Below are 15,977 nucleotides of genomic sequence, written 5' to 3'. Positions count from 1 at the left end.
GACACCCGGACGACCGGACTCGAACCGGCGTGATTCTCTCTGCCAGAGAGCGCGACTGCCTCTGCGCTACATCCGGGTGCGCCCCCGGATCCTAACCACAGGACCCGGCACCGTCATCAGCCGCCCACCTGACCGCTCACCCGCCGCACCACCTGCAGCAGATACTCCCTGCGGTTGAGCGGATTGTGGTCCGTGCGGGGCCGCGACGGGGCAGCACCGCTGACAGGCCGGTAGCGCTCGAAGGCGCTCTCCAGCATGCCCTCGCCCCGTGTCAGGGAAGGCAGTTGCTGCTCCAGACTGTGCACCGAGGCCGCCGGAATCTCGCCCTCCAGCAGGCTCCGCGTGCCGTCCATGACCGGCGCCTGCGGGACGGCCCGCAGCTTGGACAGCACAGGGAGGATCGCGCCGAAGGTGTCGGCCGGGGTCTCCAGGCGGAAGTGGTGCATCGGTTCGTGCACCGTGGTGCCCGCCCGGCGCAGCGCGTCCATCACGATCAGCGGGGTCAGGTTGCGGAAGTCCCCCGCCGTGCTCGACATGCTCTTGTCGAACGTGCCATGGGCGTGGCTCTGGCGGGGCCAGTAGCCGGAATGCGTCATCGTGACGCGGCAGTCGGGGATCTCCCAGCCGTTGATTCCCTGCTGGAGGGATTCCCGCACTGTTTCCTCGACGGCCCGGAAGAATGCATACGGCATGGATCCGAGTTCGATCTCCAGGCGGAATTCCACTCCCGAATGCAGCGGGGCCGGCTCGAGTCGGAGACCGACCGTCGCGAGGAAGGGATTGGGGTCCTTGTCGATGATTTCGAATGCCGCTCCGGCACCGTCAAGCCGTTCGATGCAGATGGTCGTCGACTCGCGGAAGGTGACGTCGATTCCGTACGCGTCGGCGAGTGTCGCCTCGATGACCTCCTTCTGGACCTCGCCGTACAGCGACAGGGAGATCTCCTGGCGGAGCTCGTCGTGGCGCAGGTTGATGAGCGGGTCCTGCTCGGCGAGCTGGGTGAGGGCCGTGTGTAGCGCTGCCCGGCTGGTGGTGCTTGCCGGTACGACGACGGTTTCGAGCGTCGGCGGGGCGAAGTGGTGGCGCTGCGTGGACGGTGCCGGTGCGTCGCCGATGTGGTCGCCGATACGGATGTCGCCCAGTCCCCAGAGCTTGCCGATCCGGCCCGCAGGGACCGTGTCGACGCGGACCGCCGCGCCCTGGTCGAAGACGCTGACCGCGGTGACCTTGCCCTCGCTGTCCTTGCCGAAGGGCAGTGCGTCGCGGACACGGACCGAGCCGGAGAGCATCCGTACGTAGGCGATCTTCTCGCCCGCGGGACCGCGTTCGACCTTGAAGACCGTGCCCGACACCGGGCCGTCCGGGTCGCCCGACGCCGCGGGCAGCAACTCCCTGATCCCAGCCGTCAGTTCGGCCATGCCCGCGCCCGTGATCGCCGATCCGAAGAAGACCGGGTGCACCTGGGCGCGGCGGGTCTGTGCTGCGAGGGCTTCGTGGAGGCGGGCGTGGGTGACGGCCTTCTCGTCGTGCACGTACGCGGCGAGCAGGTCGTCGTCGTACGTGGTGAGCAGGTCGGTCAACGTCTCCGTGAAGGCGTCGTCGTCCGGCCCGTACGCGGTGACGGTGGGTGTGCGGGTGCCGGCGCCGTGCGCCGTGCCCATCGGGACCACCGCCGGGGTGAGCTTCTCGGCCAGGGCGCGCAGGGTGCGGTCCGCGTCCGCGCCGCCGCGGTCGAGCTTGTTGACGAAGATCAGCGTGGGGATGCGCAGGCGCTGCAGCGTCCGCATCAGTACGCGGGTCTGCGCCTGTACGCCCTCGACCGCCGAGACGACCAGCACGGCGCCGTCGAGCACACTGAGGACCCGCTCCACCTCGGCGATGAAATCCGGATGGCCGGGTGTGTCGATCAGATTGACCGTGACGTCGTCGACCGCGAAGGAGACGACGGCGGACTTGATGGTGATGCCGCGCTGCCGCTCCAGGGCCAGGGAGTCGGTCTGCGTGGAGCCGTCGTCGACGCTGCCGATCTCGTCGATGACGCCGGCGGCGTGCAGGAGCCGCTCGGTCAGGCTGGTCTTACCGGCGTCGATGTGCGCCAGAATGCCCAAATTCAGGGTACGCAATGAACTTCGAGTCCTCGAGATAGGTGGAAATAACCTTCTGGATGGGGCTCGAAGATCCGCGCATGCTCAGTACTCCTCGGTCGGGCGGACAGCGGTCCGCTGTCGTCAGGAAGTACAGCGGACCGGCGTCGGGCGGGGCAACCGATTTATGACGTACGGGATTCTTCCCGCCTGTCCTCCCGGATCAGCTCGGCGGCTTTCTCCGCGAGGGCGACGGTCGGGGCGTGCGTATGTCCCCGGGTGATCGCAGGCATCACCGACGCGTCGACCACGCGCAGCCCCTGCACTCCCCTGACGCGCAGCCGGGGGTCGGTGACCGAGCCCGGGTCCGCGCCCATGCGGCAGGTGCCGACCGGGTGGTAGAGCGTCTCGGCGCCCGCGCGGATCGCCTCCGCCAGGTGCTCGTCGTCGACGATGCCCGGGTACACCTCCATGGGACTCCCGGTGTTGTACGGGGCGAGGGCCGGGTCCGCGAGGAGCTCCTCCGCCCTGCGTACCCCTGCGATCAGCCGGCGTACATCGGCGCCCGCCTCCAGATATCCCGGGTCGATCAGGGGCGCGCTGTGCTCGTCCGGGCCGGTCACGGTGATGCGGCCCTCGCTCTCCGGCTGGAGCAGGATCACGCCGATGGTGATGCCGTGTTCGGTGGGCGCTTCGAGGCCGTGGTTGACGAACGGAACCGGCGCGAAGATCAACTCGATGTCGGGGGCGGCCAGTTCGGGCGTACTGCGGAGGAAGGCCACCGCCTCGCCGATGTTCGAGGTGAGCGGTCCGCGGCCGCCGAGGAGGAAGCGACCGACGTTGGCGAGGGAGTCGGCCCCGGTGAGCGTGACCGGGCTCGGGCAGTGCACGGTCGCGGCGAAGGCGAGGTGGTCCTTGAGGTGGCGGCCCACGTCCGGGGAGCCCGCGCGGACCTCGACGCCCGCCTCGCGCAGCTGCTCGGGGTCGCCGATCCCGGCCAGCAGCAGGAGTTGTGGGGAGCCGATCGCGCCCGCGCTGAGGATCACTTCGCGGCGGGCGGTGAGGCGGCCCGGTGAGCCCTCGGCGACGATGCCGGTGGCGCGGGTTCCGGTGTCGTCGAAGGTGAGCCTGCGGACGGTGGCGTCCGTGAAGATGTCCAGGTTGGGGCGGCGCCTGGCCGGTTTGAGGTAGCCGTCGGCCGCGCTCCAGCGGCGGCCGGAGCGCTGGTTGAGCGGGGTGACGGCGCAGCCGCTGTGGTCGGGTCCGTTCAGCTCGGGCAGTTCGGGCAGGCCGTGGGCGGCGCAGGCCTTGATGAAGGCGGCGGTCACCGGGTTGGGGTCGCGGGGCGGTGAGATGAAGAGGGGCCCGTCGGTGCCGTAGACCGACTGCTCGGGACGCGGTCCGGTCCAGTGCTCGACGCGCCGGAAGTACGGGAGGAGTCCCTCGTACGACCACTCCTCGCCCGCCGCGTCCCCCCACGCGTCGTAGTCGTCGCGGTGGCCGCGCACCCACATCATGGCGTTCATCGACGAGGAGCCGCCGAGCATGTGCCCGCGCGGCCAGTAGAGTTCGCGGCCGCCGAGCGCGGACTGCTTGACGGTCGTGAAGTCCCAGTCGTAGCGGGTCTTGAAGAGCTTGGGGAAGGCCGCCGGTATCCGGATCTCCGGTTTGCGGTCGCGACCTCCCGACTCGACGAGGGCCACCGTGACCGACGGGTCCTCGGAGAGCCGTGCGGCCAGGACGCAGCCCGCCGACCCCGCACCCACGATCACGTAGTCGTATTCCGTTCCCTCGGTGCTCAACTCTGCCTCCTGGGACTCGATATGACGCGGCAACAGCATGGACGGAGTCGAGCCCCGGTGCCAGTGTGTGGACGGAGGTGACATCCCATGGCAGAGACCCATGAGCGGATCTTCTACGAGGTCATGTGGCGCAGCTGGACGGCAAAGGGGGATTCGCCCTCCCCCGTGCCGTGGTGGCTCCAGCAGGCCTTCCACCGGTGGAGCGACTCCTTCGACGCCGGTTCGTTCGAGTCGAAGGAGGGCGCGCTCGCGTCGAACGCCCTCTATCGCTACTGGTCGATGGTCGGCGTCAAGGACCACCGGCAGGAGTCACTGGTCGGGCAGGCCGGAGAGATCGAGCCGGTCTACGACAAGTACAGCGTGGCGTTCTTCCTGTACGAACCCGCGTCCGGCGCCCTGCGGCTGCCGCAGCTTCCCGGGCCCGGCGGGTCGGTGGAGCAGCGCATGGAGGCGGCTCATCTGCCGGTCGTGGACACGGTGTTCAGGACGGGGACGGGCTTCGAGGTGACCCAGCGGACCCTGGCCACCACCGTCGGCGTACGCCAGCGTGATCTCGTACTGAACCGGCTCGCGGTGACGGCCGGTGCGGGCGCCCCGCGCGACGGCTGGCTCTGTGTCGCCGTGCTGCCGACCGGACCCAGCGGCTTCCAGCGCCACTATCGGGGTGCGGCGCAGGACACCGACCGCCGGCTGACGCTGCTGCGGTATCTGCCGCAGGAGGCGCGGGTCGAGACGAACACGGGGTGGGGGCCGGTCTTCGACACGCCGCCGGAGAGCTACGGGGTGTACGGGAACCCGGACTTCAGCCAGGACCCGGACTCCTACCTCGTCCGCAGCCCGTTCCACGAGCTGACCGTGGGCGGCAAGCTGAACGGAGCCGAGGAGGCCACCGACCAGGTCGCGGGGATGTGCACCGGGGTGTTCGCCTGGCCGTTCCGTATCGAGGAGGGCGAGTCCTTCGCGATCGACGTACGACTGCCGGTCGACACGTACAGCGGGGCGGACGATCTGGCCGAGCTGCGGTCGGCGCCCGCGGACGAACTCGAGGCCGCCAACCGGGTGTTCTGGACGCAGAAGCTGGTGCAGGAGGGTGTCCAGCCGCGGCTGCCTGCACCCGTCGCCCATCTCACCGACCTCTTCCGCCAGACCCGCGGCCAGCTCCTCGTCCTCTCCGACGGGGGCGAGATCCACCCCGGGCCGACGGTCTACGACTCCTTCTGGATCCGCGACTCCTCCGTCGAGGCCATCGCCTGCTCGCTGGCCGGTGACACCGCGCTGGCCCAGGCCCAGCTGGGTACGCACCACCCCAGCGCGTTCAACTTCGGGCACGGCCGGATCGGGCCCTGCGCGGAGTACGGCTTCTTCGGCCGGCAGCACGAGAAGGACGACGAGGAGTGGGACAGCAACGGGCAGGCGCTCTGGGCGATCGGCCGCTTCGACCGTACGCAGGGTCCGGGGGCGGGTTTCGGCTCGGGGCTCTACAACCCGTACGTCCTGGACGGCGCCCGCTGGCTGCGCGACAACCGCGACCCCAACGGCCTGCTGCACAAGGGCTGGAGCGCCGAGCACCTCGGCGAGCGCGACAAGCCGCACTACTGGGACGACATCTGGGGGCTGGCCGGTCTGTACGAGGCGGCGCGGCTCGCCGAGCGGCTCGGGACGCCCGAGGTCGGTGAACTCTGGGGCGCGTTCGACGACTTGAAGCGGGCGACCGCCGCGTCCATGCGGTGGGTGCTCGACGAGCAGGCCCGCAGGGGCGAGTGGGAGACGTTCCTGCCGACCGGGCCCGGCGACGTGGGGCGGCTCGACTCGACGATGATCGGCGCGGCGGCGTACTTCCACCCGTGCCGGCTCTACATGGGCAGCAAGCTGGGCGACGACATCGACCGGGCGGCGCGCTGCACCCTGGACACGCTGTACGGGCATTTCGTACGGGGCGGCTACCGGCACGAGGCCGCATGGAACGCGTACGGCCCCTACCTCACCCTGCAACTCGCCCACGCCTACCTGCTGGCGGGCGACCCTCAGCGGATGGACGAACTCCTGGACTGGACGGTGAGCGCGGGCACCCCGGTCGCACTCGGCCAGCGCGCGGCACTTGGCGCCTGGAACGAACAGCACGCGTTCCCCATCGCCTCGGACTTCGCCGAACTCCCCGACCGCTTCTGGTACATGGGGGACATGCCGCATGGCTGGGCCGCGGCGGAGTACCTGCTCCTCCTGCGCGACATCCTGCTCTTCGAGGCGGACGAGGACCGCGACCCGCACCTCTACATCGCGCCGGGGGTCCGCCCGCACTGGGTGCCGGACGGCGAGACGGTGAGCGTGGCCAACGCGCCCACGCTCTTCGGCGCACCCTTCGGCTACCGGCTCACCCATGACGCGGCCGCGCGCGAGGTGACGGTCGACATCGACCAGTCACCCCCACACCTGCGGTACGTCTACCCGTGCCGCTTCGGCCCGGTGCGGTCGGCGACGTCCGACGGACTGACGCTCGACGTCACGGGCGCCGACGTCCATGTCCCGCCGGGGACACGGCAGTTCAGGGTGTCGTACGCCTGAGGCGGAGCCGCTCCTTCTCGGAGAGCCCGCCCCAGACGCCGAACCGCTCGTCGTTCGCCAGCGCGTACTGCAGACAGGCCGCGCGCTCCTCGCAGATCCCGCAGAGCCGCTTGGCCTCGCGGGTGGAGGATCCGGGGTCGGGGAAGAAGAACTCCGGCCCCGTCTGGGCGCACAGAGCCTTCTCCTGCCAGGCAAGTTCGGCTTCGGTGACGATGGTGTTGATCGGCATGCGGGACAGGCTGCCCCGCACCGATCAACGTCCGGTCAATGAACGCTGAACGCGGCCCCGACCGGTGTTGCGCCCCCGCTCAGCCCGTCTGAGAATCGCTCTTGATGACAGCGAACCGTGCCCCGTGCGGATCGCTGATCTTCGCGAACCGCCCCACGCCCTTCATGTACGCCGGCTCCAGGTCGATGCGCCCGCCGAGCCTCCGCGCCGTGGCGACGGTCGCGTCGGGATCGTCGACCTCGAAGTACAGCAGCCAGAACGGTCCCGACCCGGCCGCCTGCGGATCCATGTCGAGCGGCACGATGCCGGCGAAGCTCGCCGCCTCGCCACCGCCGGCGGGGCTGGCCATCGTGTACGTACCGCCCTCGAAGGGCACCGACGCGATGTCCCACCCGTAGACGGCGTTGTAGAACGCGGCGGCAGCGGGGACGTCGGGCGTGTAGAGCTCGGCCCAGCAGAGCGAGCCGGATTCGTTGACCGCGCCGAACCCCTTGTGATCGAGGGGCTGCCAGGTGGAGAAGCGCGCACCGGACGCGTCGCGGAACCCCGCCATCCGCCCCAGCGACCCGACGTCGTCGGGCCCGAACTCCTTGTTCCCGTGGGCGCCTTCGACGGCCTTGACGGTGGCTTCGGCATCGGAGGTGTGGAAGTAGACCGACCAGAACGGCTGCACCTCGGTGATGCCGCCCATGGCGCCCCCGATCTGCCGACCGTCGTGCGTGAACGAGCCGTACCCCCCGAACTGCGGGTCGCCCGGCTCGAACTGCCACCCGAAGAGCCCGCCGTAGAAGGCGACGGCTTCCTCGGTGGACGGAGTGGCAAGGTCGACCCAGTTGGGTGAACCAGTGACGAAACGGGTGCTGAGCATGGTGCGCTCCTCGTGTTTGGGGTCCCGTTGTCCTGCCCCACCGAGTCTTGCACCGGCCACTGACAATCCGTCCCGGGACGAGCCGCGCCCTACGTTCAACGGGCCCCTGTAAAGGCCCCCTTGGCGTACGGCATCTGCGTACGCTGGCGGGACCGTGACAGAGACACGCCTGACTCCGTACGCCCGCCTGCCCCGCGCCCACCATGGCCTGTGCGCCGTCAGCAGCACGGTGGACGCATACGGCCGCGCGCACTGGCTGCTCACCGAGCCGTCGGTCGACCTGGGCGCCCCGTACGACGCCTTGATGGTGTCCGCGGACAACGGCAGCGCTCACGAGACACACCTCAGTAACGTGCAGGCGCGATTTCCCGCGCTGGGAGCACTGCCCGACGGAGGGTTCGTCGTCGCCGACTGCCGCAGCCGGCGGGGCGGCCCGCACGTTCAGGTCTTCGACCCGCTGGGCCGCTGCACCCGTTCATTCCGCGTAGGCGACGCGATCGAAGAGCTGCTCGTCGACGAGCAGGGCGAGATCTGGGTCAGCTATTTCGACGAGGGAGTCTGCACCGACAGTCTCAGCGAACCGGGCATCCGGCGCTGGAGCAGCACGGGCGAACCGCTCTGGCAGCTGTCGCCCGTCTCCGGCGTCGATCACATCGTCGACTGCTACGCACTCAACGTCGACCGACGCGCCACCTGGGCATGCCCCCACCCTGACTTCCCCCTCCTGGAGATCCGCCACGACCGCGCGACCAAGGTCCGCACCAACCCGGTCAAGGGCGCCCGAGCCATCGCCGTACACGGCGACCGCATCGTCTTCTTCGGCGGCTACGAGGAGAACAGGAACCGCCTCGCCGACTGCAGACTCACCGAGACGTCCGTAGAGACCGTGGAGCTCGGCACCCTCGTCCTGCCCGACGGCGGCGTCATCGGACGCGGGAGCCGCATCAGCCGCGGTCACCGCATCTACGTCCAGGGCGGGACCTCCCCCGACTGGTTCGTCCTGGACCTCACTGTCTGAGGCTCGTGGCACCATCGGTCACGTGAGCGGTCAGGAGCAGGATCCCGTCCCTGCGGGCAAGCACGCCCGCGCCCTCCTCCACCAGGCGGAGCGGCTGCAGGCCGCTGCCCGCTCGGTCCTCACCGACCACACCACCGCCGTCGACGCCGTCCGTGCCGCCCTCGCCCCGCTCCAGGACGCCCTCGTCCGCGACGAGCTCGGATCGATACCGGTCTCCCGGCTCAAGGACGTCACCGAAGGACGGCTGCGCCTCACCGCCCTCGAACAGGCCGGCTACGCCACGGTCCTCCAGGTGTACGAGGCTCCCCGCCACGCCCTGCAGCAGGTGCCCGGTGTCGGCCGGCAGACCGCGGACCAGGCCCTCGCCGCAGCCCGGCAGATCGCCGCCGCGGTCGCGGAGACCGTGTCCGTACGGATCGACGTCGACCGGCCCGAGCCGCGCACCACCGCCCTCATCGGCGCCCTCAACCCGCTCGTCGAAGCCGGGTCCGAACTCCGCCGCGCGCACGACGCCGCCCGGCAGCTCGACACCACCCTCGGCCCGCTCCTCGCGCAGGCCGGGGCCGCCCGGGGCCGGCTGCGCATGGCCTTCGCCGGAGCCAAGCGGCGGACCGAGGCGTACGCCGCGCTCGCCGCGATCCGCACTCTCCGCGACGAGGCCGTTGTACGCGAGACGCCCGCGCTCCTCGCCCAGGCTTCGACCGATCTCCTCCGCAGGCCCGTCACCGAGGCCGAGGCCTGGGTGGACTTCGAGCTCCGGTCGGCGGAGTACTACAGCCAGCTCGCGGAGATCGCGGGCCAGGGTCCCGATCTCGCCGCCGCCGAGGGGTTCGTCCCCTCCGACATCGCCGACCGCGTCCGCGCCCAGAAGCTCGACGACACCCATCTGCGGGTATCCCTGCGCGGCTATCAGTCCTTCGGGGCCCGTTTCGCCCTCGCCCAGCGCCGGGTGATCATCGGCGACGAGATGGGGCTCGGCAAGACGGTCCAGGCGATCGCCGCGCTCTCCCATCTCGCCGCCGAGGGGGCCACGCACTTCATGGTCGTCTGCCCGGCGAGCGTACTGATCAACTGGACGCGCGAAATCGGCACTCGCTCCACCCTCCGCGCCCACCCCGTGCACGGCCCCGAACGGCAGGAGGCCTTCGCCGAGTGGCAGGAGCGGGGCGGGATCGCGGTCACGACGTTCGACTCGCTGCATCTGCTGCCCGCACCCACCGATCCCCGGCTCGCGCTGCTCGTCGTCGACGAGGCCCACTTCGCCAAGAACCCCAGCACCCGCCGGGCCCGGACCGTCGCCTCCTGGGCGGACCTCGCCGAGCGCGTCCTCTTCCTGACCGGCACCCCCATGGAGAACCGGGTCGCGGAGTTCCGCAGCCTCGTACGCATCCTCCGGCCCGATCTGGCGCCCGAGGTGCAGGACGTCGACGCGGTCGCGGGGTCGCAGGCGTTCCGCCGGGCCGTCGCCCCCGCCTATCTCCGGCGCAATCAGGAGGACGTCCTCACCGAGCTGCCCGCCCTCGTCCAGGTCGACGAGTGGGAGGAGTTCAGCGCGAGCGATCTCGACGCCTACCGGGAGGCTGTCGCGGCCGGAAACTTCATGCGCATGCGCCGGGCCGCCTACGCCCACCCCGAGAAGTCGGCGAAGCTCGGGCGGCTGCGTGAGCTCGTCGAAGAGGCGGCCGCCAACAACCTCAAGGTCGTGGTGTTCTCCTACTTCCGCGACGTGCTCGCCACCGTCGGCGAAGCCCTTGACGGGGCGGCGGTCCACGGACCGATCTCCGGTGACCTCCAGGCCGCCCGGCGCCAGCAGTTGGTGGACGACTTCTCCGGCGCCCCCGGCCATGCGGTGCTGCTCAGCCAGATCCAGGCCGGCGGTGTCGGCCTCAACATGCAGGCCGCATCCGTCGTCATCCTCTGCGAGCCGCAGATCAAACCGACCATGGAGCACCAGGCCGTCGCCCGCGCCCACCGGATGGGCCAGGTCAGGACCGTCCAGGTGCACCGGCTGCTCGCGGCCGACAGCGTGGACCAGCGGATGCTGGAGCTGCTGGCCGACAAGACGCGGCTCTTCGACGCCTACGCGCGGCGCAGCGACACGGCGGACGCGACGCCGGACGCGGTCGACGTGTCGGACGGTTCGCTGGCCCGGCGGATCGTCGAGGAGGAGCAACTGCGGCTGGCGGCCCGGGCCGAGGCGTGACACACGCCTGACGCCCCGGACCGCCCGCGCACCGTCAGATCGCGGTCATCACGTGCTTGATGCGCGTGTAGTCCTCGAAGCCGTACGCCGACAGGTCCTTGCCGTAGCCCGACAGCTTGAAGCCGCCGTGCGGCATCTCCGCCGCGAGCGCACCGTGCGTGTTGATCCAGACCGCACCGAAGTCCAGGCGCTTGGACATGCGCATGGCGCGTGCGTGGTCCTTGGTCCACACCGAGGACGCCAGCGCGAAGTCGACGCCGTTCGCGTAGGCGACGGCCTGGTCCTCGTCCGTGAAGGACTGGACCGTGATGACCGGGCCGAAGACCTCGTTCTGGATGATCTCGTCGTCCTGCTTCAGGCCGGAGACGACCGTCGGGGCGTAGAAGTAGCCCTTGTCGCCGACCTGGTGGCCGCCCGCCTCGATCGTGGCGTGGGCGGGGAGGCGGTCGATGAAGCCTGCCACCTGGGCCAGCTGGTTGGCGTTGTTGAGGGGGCCGAAGAGCGCCTCCTCGTCGGTGGGGTGGCCGGTCTTCGTGTCGGCGGCGGCCTTGGCCAGCGCCGTCACGAACTCGTCGTGGATCGACTCGTGTACGAGGACGCGCGTCGCGGCCGTGCAGTCCTGGCCCGCGTTGAAGTAGCCCGCGACCGCGATGTCCTCGGCCGCCTTGGCGATGTCGGCGTCCTCGAAGACGACGACCGGCGCCTTGCCGCCCAGCTCCAGGTGGACCCGCTTGACGTCCTTGGACGCCGAGGCCGCGACCTGCATGCCCGCGCGCACCGAACCCGTGATGGCGGCCATCGCCGGGGTCGGGTGCTCGACCATCAGGCGACCCGTCTCACGGTCGCCGCACACCACGTTGAAGACACCGGCCGGGTGTCCCTGCTCCTTCAGTACGCCGCCGATGATCTCGGCAAGGAGGACCGTCGACGCAGGCGTCGTGTCGGACGGCTTCAGCACCACCGCGTTGCCCGCCGCCAGCGCCGGGGCGAACTTCCACACGGCCATCATCAGCGGGTAGTTCCACGGAGCGACCTGAGCCACCACACCCACCGGCTCGCGGCGGATGATCGACGTCAGACCCTCCATGTACTCCCCTGCGGAGCGCCCCTCCAGCATCCGTGCCGCGCCCGCGAAGAAGCGGATCTGGTCGGCGCAGGGCGGCAGTTCGTCGTCCGTCATCTGCGCGATGGTCTTGCCGGTGTCGCGCGACTCGGCGGCGGTCAGCTCCTCCGCCCGCTCCTCGAAGACGTCCGCGATCCGCAGCAGCACCTTCTGGCGAGCGGCCGGGGTCGCGTCCCGCCAGGCGGGGAACGCGGCCGCGGCGGCCTCCATCGCGGCGTCGACGTCCGCGGCCCCGGACAGCGCGGAGGTCTCGTACACCTCGCCCGTGCAGGGGTCGGTCACGTCGAGGGTGCGGCCGTCCGCCGCTTCCCGGAATTCGCCATTGATGTAGTTACGCAGCATGGGCTCCACCCTGTCCGATCCACCCGGCCACGTGACCTGCCAGAGTGGAGCAGACAACACCACCACCCCGTACAGAGCGGCACAGTGCAGGTCACATGTGGTGATGGGGCTCATAGCCGGGGATCGTTCCGTCCGGTTTGGCCACCAGGAAGAGCCCGGCCATGCCCATGTCGGAGTGGCTCTGAACATGGCAGTGGTACATCCAGGCGCCCGCCCCGACGTGCTCGCCCGCCAGGACCTGGAAACCGAAGGAGTCCGCAGGACCGACGATCTTCGTGTCGACGACGCGGCTCGGGTCGTCGGGCCCGGTCAGCATGCCCGTACGGTTGTCCGCCCAGCGATGACCGTGCACATGGAACGTGTGGTAGTACTCACCGTGCGTGATCATGACGATCTCGACGCGCTCGCCGACCGTCGCATTGAAGTCCGGGCCCATGTGGCCGGAGACGTTGTTGATCGTCATGTCGTTGAAGACGATCGTGAACGTCTTGTCGGGAAGCAGGTCTCCCTGGCGCCGTACGACCACCCCGCCGTAGAGCCCCTTTCGGATGCCGCCCGTCCCGTGGTCGGTCCCGACGACATGGTCGTGGTAGTGCCAGTAGCCGGCGCTGCCCGCCTGGTACGTCCCGTCCTTGCGCCGGCCGGGGGTGTGCGTGCGCCAGGTGTACGTCCGCGTACCGCCGGGCTCGACGTGGCTCTTGTTGAGGCGCGTGCCGTCGCTCGCCACGTCGTAGTCCACGCCGTGGACGTGGAGGCTCGCGTCGACGTCCATCGTGTTCTCGAACTCGATGTGCAGGGTGTCGCCCTCGGTCAGCTCGATCAGCGGTCCCGGGATCGAGGCCTTGCCCTTCTCCAGGCCGTACCCCATCTGCCCGTCCGCGAGCTTCTCCGCGTACAGCTTCATATGACGGACCACGCCGCCCGCAGGGGCGGTCCGCGCCGTGACGGCCGCCGCGCTGCCGTCGGCAGTCGCCAGGGACAACGATGTCACCCCGGCCGCCGTGACCGCGCCGCCCGCGAGCAGCCGCCTGTTGAAGCTCCGTCTGTCCAGACTCATACCGAACTCCCCATCGCCGTAAGGGCATTGAGAGGTTGACGGGGCGCACGAGACCCCCGGGACGCCGACACGGTAGCCGGGGAATCTTCGTTTATCCACACCCAGGACAAAGTTCGCGCCAACGCGGTCATACCCCTTGGCGAGTTGAGCAAAGAGGTCTAGCTTCATCCGCGTTTGCAGTGACCTCTGAGGGGTGGGTGAACGCATGCAACACCAGCGCAGATCGAGACGTGCCATGGTCGCGGCCCTCGCGGCCGGCGCCCTCGGCGCCTCCTTGCTCGCCGGGAACGCGGCTTCGGCCAGGCCGCACCCGGATCCGGAAATGCTCAAACAGTCGATCAGGACAACGTTGTCCCTGCCGTCGCCGCCCGGCACGGACAATGTGAAGGTGCTCGTCTTCCACGGCTCGGCGAGTGGCGACGAATCACCGACCGTCGACGCCGGGATCGCCGCCATCGAGAAGATCGGGCTGAGCGGTCCGACCAACCAGCGCTTCAAGACGGTCGCCACGGACGACGCCTCCGTCTTCACCGCCAAGCGGCTCGGTACGTTCAACGCGGTCGTCTTCCTGACCGGCGGCGGGGACATCCTCGACCCCGAGCAGGAGGCGGGGCTCGAGGCGTACATGGAGGCCGGCGGCGGATTCCTCGGCGTCGCGGACGCGGCACGCACCGAGCCGTACTCGGACTGGTACACCGGTCTGGTCGGCGCGCGCCCCGCCGCGACGAGCCCAACGTCCGTGCAGCGGGCCACCGTTGAGGTCGGCGACCGGCAGAACCCGGCGACCAAGGACCTCCCGCTGGAGTGGAAGCGCCCCGACAAGTGGCTGAACTGGACGAAGAACCCGTCCGGCGACGTCCACACCGTGGCCCGCGTCCGCGAGATCACCTACCAGCCGGGGGCGAGCGCCAACGGCGCCGACCACCCCGTCTCCTGGTGCCGCGACTACGACGGCGGCCGGTCCTTCTACACCGGCATGGGCAACACGGCCGACTCGTTCAGCGAGGTCGACTTCCGCGACCACCTCCGGGGCGCCCTGCTCTGGACGACCCGTCTCGTACGGGCCGACTGCAAGGCCACCATCAACGCCAACTACAAGGCCGAGCGTGTCACCCAGCCCAACCAGCCCGGCCAGAACGACCAGATCGGCGAGCCGCACGGCGAGGTCATCGCCCCCGACGGGCGCGTGCTCTACATCGGCCGCGGCGGCGCCGACTCGACCCAGCCCGTGATCACGGACTGGGCGAACCCGGACGTCGGCAAGGGCATCGGCCAGATCCACGTCTACGACCCGGCGACCAAGAAGGTCACCCTCGCGGGCGGCCTCACCATCTTCGGCAACAAGGGCGGCGGCGACGAGCTGACCAAGGTCGAGGAAGGCCTGCTCGGCATCGAACTGGACCCGAAGTTCGAGCAGAACGGGTGGGTGTACCTGCACTACACACCGCACTCCGGTCTCGACCGCGACAAGCAGATGGCCGAGCGCCGCGTCTCGCGCTTCACCCTCGACCTGGCGACGAACAAGCTCGACCTCGCCTCGGAGAAGGTCCTCCTGCACTGGCCGGTCCAGGTCCACAGCTGCTGCCACGCGGGCGGCGGCATGGCCTGGGACTCCAAGGGCAACCTCTACATCGCCACCGGTGACAACAACTCCTCCGGTTTCAGCGACGGTTACTCCGGAAACAACCCGCAGCCCAACTACAAGGGCGTCTCCTTCGCCGACGCGCGCCGCACCGCCGGCAACACCAACAACCTCAACGGCAAGATCCTGCGCATCCACCCCGAGCCCGACGGGACGTACACCCTCCCCGAAGGCAATCTCTTCACGGGCAAGGAGCAGGACGAGGGCGGCGGCAAGACGCGCGGCGAGATCTACGTGATGGGCGTACGCAACCCGGCGCGCATCTCGATCGACAAGAAGACGGACGTCCTCTACGCGGGCTGGGTCGGCCCCGACGCGGGCGAGCCCTCGACGACCTGGGGCCCGGCGAAGTACGACACCTTCTCGGCCATCATCAAGGCGGGGAACCACGGCTGGCCGTACTGCATGGGCAACAAGCAGCCCTACCGCGACCGCAATCTGCCCGACCCGAGCAAGCCGCTGGGCTGGTACAACTGCGACGCCCCGAAGAACGAGTCGCCGAACAACGACGGCCTGGTCAATCTGCCGCCGATCACCGGCAACACGATCTGGTACTCGCCGCAGGGCGGCGGCATCGACTACCCGCGCGACGCCAACGGCATCCCCAGCTACAAGAAGGAGGAGGCCAAGCAGCTCCTCCCGTGGCTGAAGGGCGGCGGCCAGGCGACGATGAACGGCCCGGTCTACCGCTACGACGCCGCTTCGACCAGCGCGGACAAGTGGCCGGCGTACTGGGACGGCAAGTGGTTCGTCGGTGACTTCTACGACGGCGACCAGCCGCGCCACGCGGTCCTCCTCGACCCGAAGACCGCCGGCAAGGGCGGGCTCCCGACGCACGCCGAGTCCCTGAAGAAGATCATCCCGGTGGGCGCGGACGGCATCCGCAACCTCATGGACTGGAAGTTCGCCCCGGACGGTTCGCTGTACGTCCTCGACTACGGGCGCGGCTTCTTCACCTCGGACTCCAAGTCGGCGCTGTGGCGCGTGACTTACAAGGGCGGCGAGGCGACTCCGGCCGCCGCCGATCTGGCCAGGAAGGCGGAGTAG

The 15,977-nt window shown here is 69.9% G+C and carries 10 protein-coding genes and 1 tRNA gene; 4 read left to right on the top strand and 7 right to left on the bottom strand.

What is annotated here, in order from left to right; translation table 11 throughout:
- Positions 1 to 4: 4 nt before the first annotated feature.
- From OG707_RS35715 to OG707_RS35705, 3 genes are all read right to left on the bottom strand, one after another.
- Positions 5 to 76 (bottom strand) — tRNA-Ala (locus OG707_RS35715).
- A gap of 40 nt (positions 77 to 116) precedes the next feature.
- Positions 117 to 2,123 (bottom strand): translation factor GTPase family protein, encoded by a 2,007-nt coding sequence (locus OG707_RS35710; RefSeq protein ID WP_329125876.1) that lies wholly within the window; start codon positions 2,121 to 2,123, stop codon positions 117 to 119.
- A 146-nt stretch (positions 2,124 to 2,269) separates the two neighbouring features.
- On the bottom strand, positions 2,270 to 3,886 hold the full coding sequence (locus OG707_RS35705; protein ID WP_329125874.1) for a GMC family oxidoreductase: 1,617 nt from the start codon (positions 3,884 to 3,886) through the stop codon (positions 2,270 to 2,272).
- An 87-nt stretch (positions 3,887 to 3,973) separates the two neighbouring features.
- On the opposite strand from OG707_RS35705, the gene OG707_RS35700 reads away from it, so the two are divergent.
- A complete protein-coding gene (locus OG707_RS35700; protein ID WP_329125872.1) occupies positions 3,974 to 6,448 on the top strand; it encodes a hypothetical protein in 2,475 nt (824 codons plus the stop codon).
- Here OG707_RS35700 and OG707_RS35695 read toward each other — a convergent pair.
- Positions 6,429 to 6,677, bottom strand: a complete 249-nt coding sequence (locus OG707_RS35695; RefSeq protein ID WP_329125870.1) for a WhiB family transcriptional regulator — start codon at positions 6,675 to 6,677, stop codon at positions 6,429 to 6,431. The two genes, OG707_RS35700 and OG707_RS35695, sit on opposite strands and share 20 nt — an antisense overlap.
- Before the next feature lie 79 nt (positions 6,678 to 6,756).
- On the bottom strand, positions 6,757 to 7,545 hold the full coding sequence (locus OG707_RS35690) for a VOC family protein (protein ID WP_329125868.1): 789 nt from the start codon (positions 7,543 to 7,545) through the stop codon (positions 6,757 to 6,759).
- Positions 7,546 to 7,699: 154 nt separating this feature from the next.
- Between OG707_RS35690 and OG707_RS35685 the strand changes: the two genes are divergently transcribed.
- Positions 7,700 to 8,563, top strand: coding sequence for a hypothetical protein (locus OG707_RS35685; RefSeq protein WP_329125866.1), 864 nt, complete (start codon positions 7,700 to 7,702; stop codon positions 8,561 to 8,563).
- Between the two features lie 22 nt (positions 8,564 to 8,585).
- Complete coding sequence (locus tag OG707_RS35680; protein WP_329125864.1) at positions 8,586 to 10,766, top strand: DEAD/DEAH box helicase; 2,181 nt, start codon at positions 8,586 to 8,588, stop codon at positions 10,764 to 10,766.
- 34 nt (positions 10,767 to 10,800) lie between these two features.
- Here OG707_RS35680 and OG707_RS35675 read toward each other — a convergent pair whose 3' ends face one another.
- Together OG707_RS35675 and OG707_RS35670 are read right to left on the bottom strand one after the other, a co-directional pair.
- On the bottom strand, positions 10,801 to 12,231 hold the full coding sequence (locus OG707_RS35675; protein ID WP_329125862.1) for a gamma-aminobutyraldehyde dehydrogenase: 1,431 nt from the start codon (positions 12,229 to 12,231) through the stop codon (positions 10,801 to 10,803).
- A gap of 91 nt (positions 12,232 to 12,322) precedes the next feature.
- A complete protein-coding gene (locus tag OG707_RS35670; protein WP_329128147.1) occupies positions 12,323 to 13,282 on the bottom strand; it encodes a multicopper oxidase domain-containing protein in 960 nt (319 codons plus the stop codon).
- Between the two features lie 241 nt (positions 13,283 to 13,523).
- On the opposite strand from OG707_RS35670, the gene OG707_RS35665 reads away from it, so the two are divergent.
- Positions 13,524 to 15,977 carry a ThuA domain-containing protein gene (locus OG707_RS35665; protein WP_329125860.1) on the top strand — a complete coding sequence of 818 codons (2,454 nt, stop codon included), beginning with the start codon at positions 13,524 to 13,526 and terminating at the stop codon, positions 15,975 to 15,977.

It is taken from the genome of Streptomyces sp. NBC_01465, from assembly GCF_036227325.1.
Taxonomy (GTDB): domain Bacteria; phylum Actinomycetota; class Actinomycetes; order Streptomycetales; family Streptomycetaceae; genus Streptomyces.
This window is presented reverse-complemented; position numbering and strand designations above follow the sequence as displayed.

Coding starts and splice junctions, on each gene's coding strand:
- OG707_RS35700 (WP_329125872.1), top strand. CDS start 3,974: ATGGCAGAGACCCATGAGCGGATCTTCTACGAGGTCATGTGGCGCAGC.
- OG707_RS35695 (WP_329125870.1), bottom strand. CDS start 6,677: ATGCCGATCAACACCATCGTCACCGAAGCCGAACTTGCCTGGCAGGAG.
- OG707_RS35690 (WP_329125868.1), bottom strand. CDS start 7,545: ATGCTCAGCACCCGTTTCGTCACTGGTTCACCCAACTGGGTCGACCTT.
- OG707_RS35675 (WP_329125862.1), bottom strand. CDS start 12,231: ATGCTGCGTAACTACATCAATGGCGAATTCCGGGAAGCGGCGGACGGC.
- OG707_RS35665 (WP_329125860.1), top strand. CDS start 13,524: ATGGTCGCGGCCCTCGCGGCCGGCGCCCTCGGCGCCTCCTTGCTCGCC.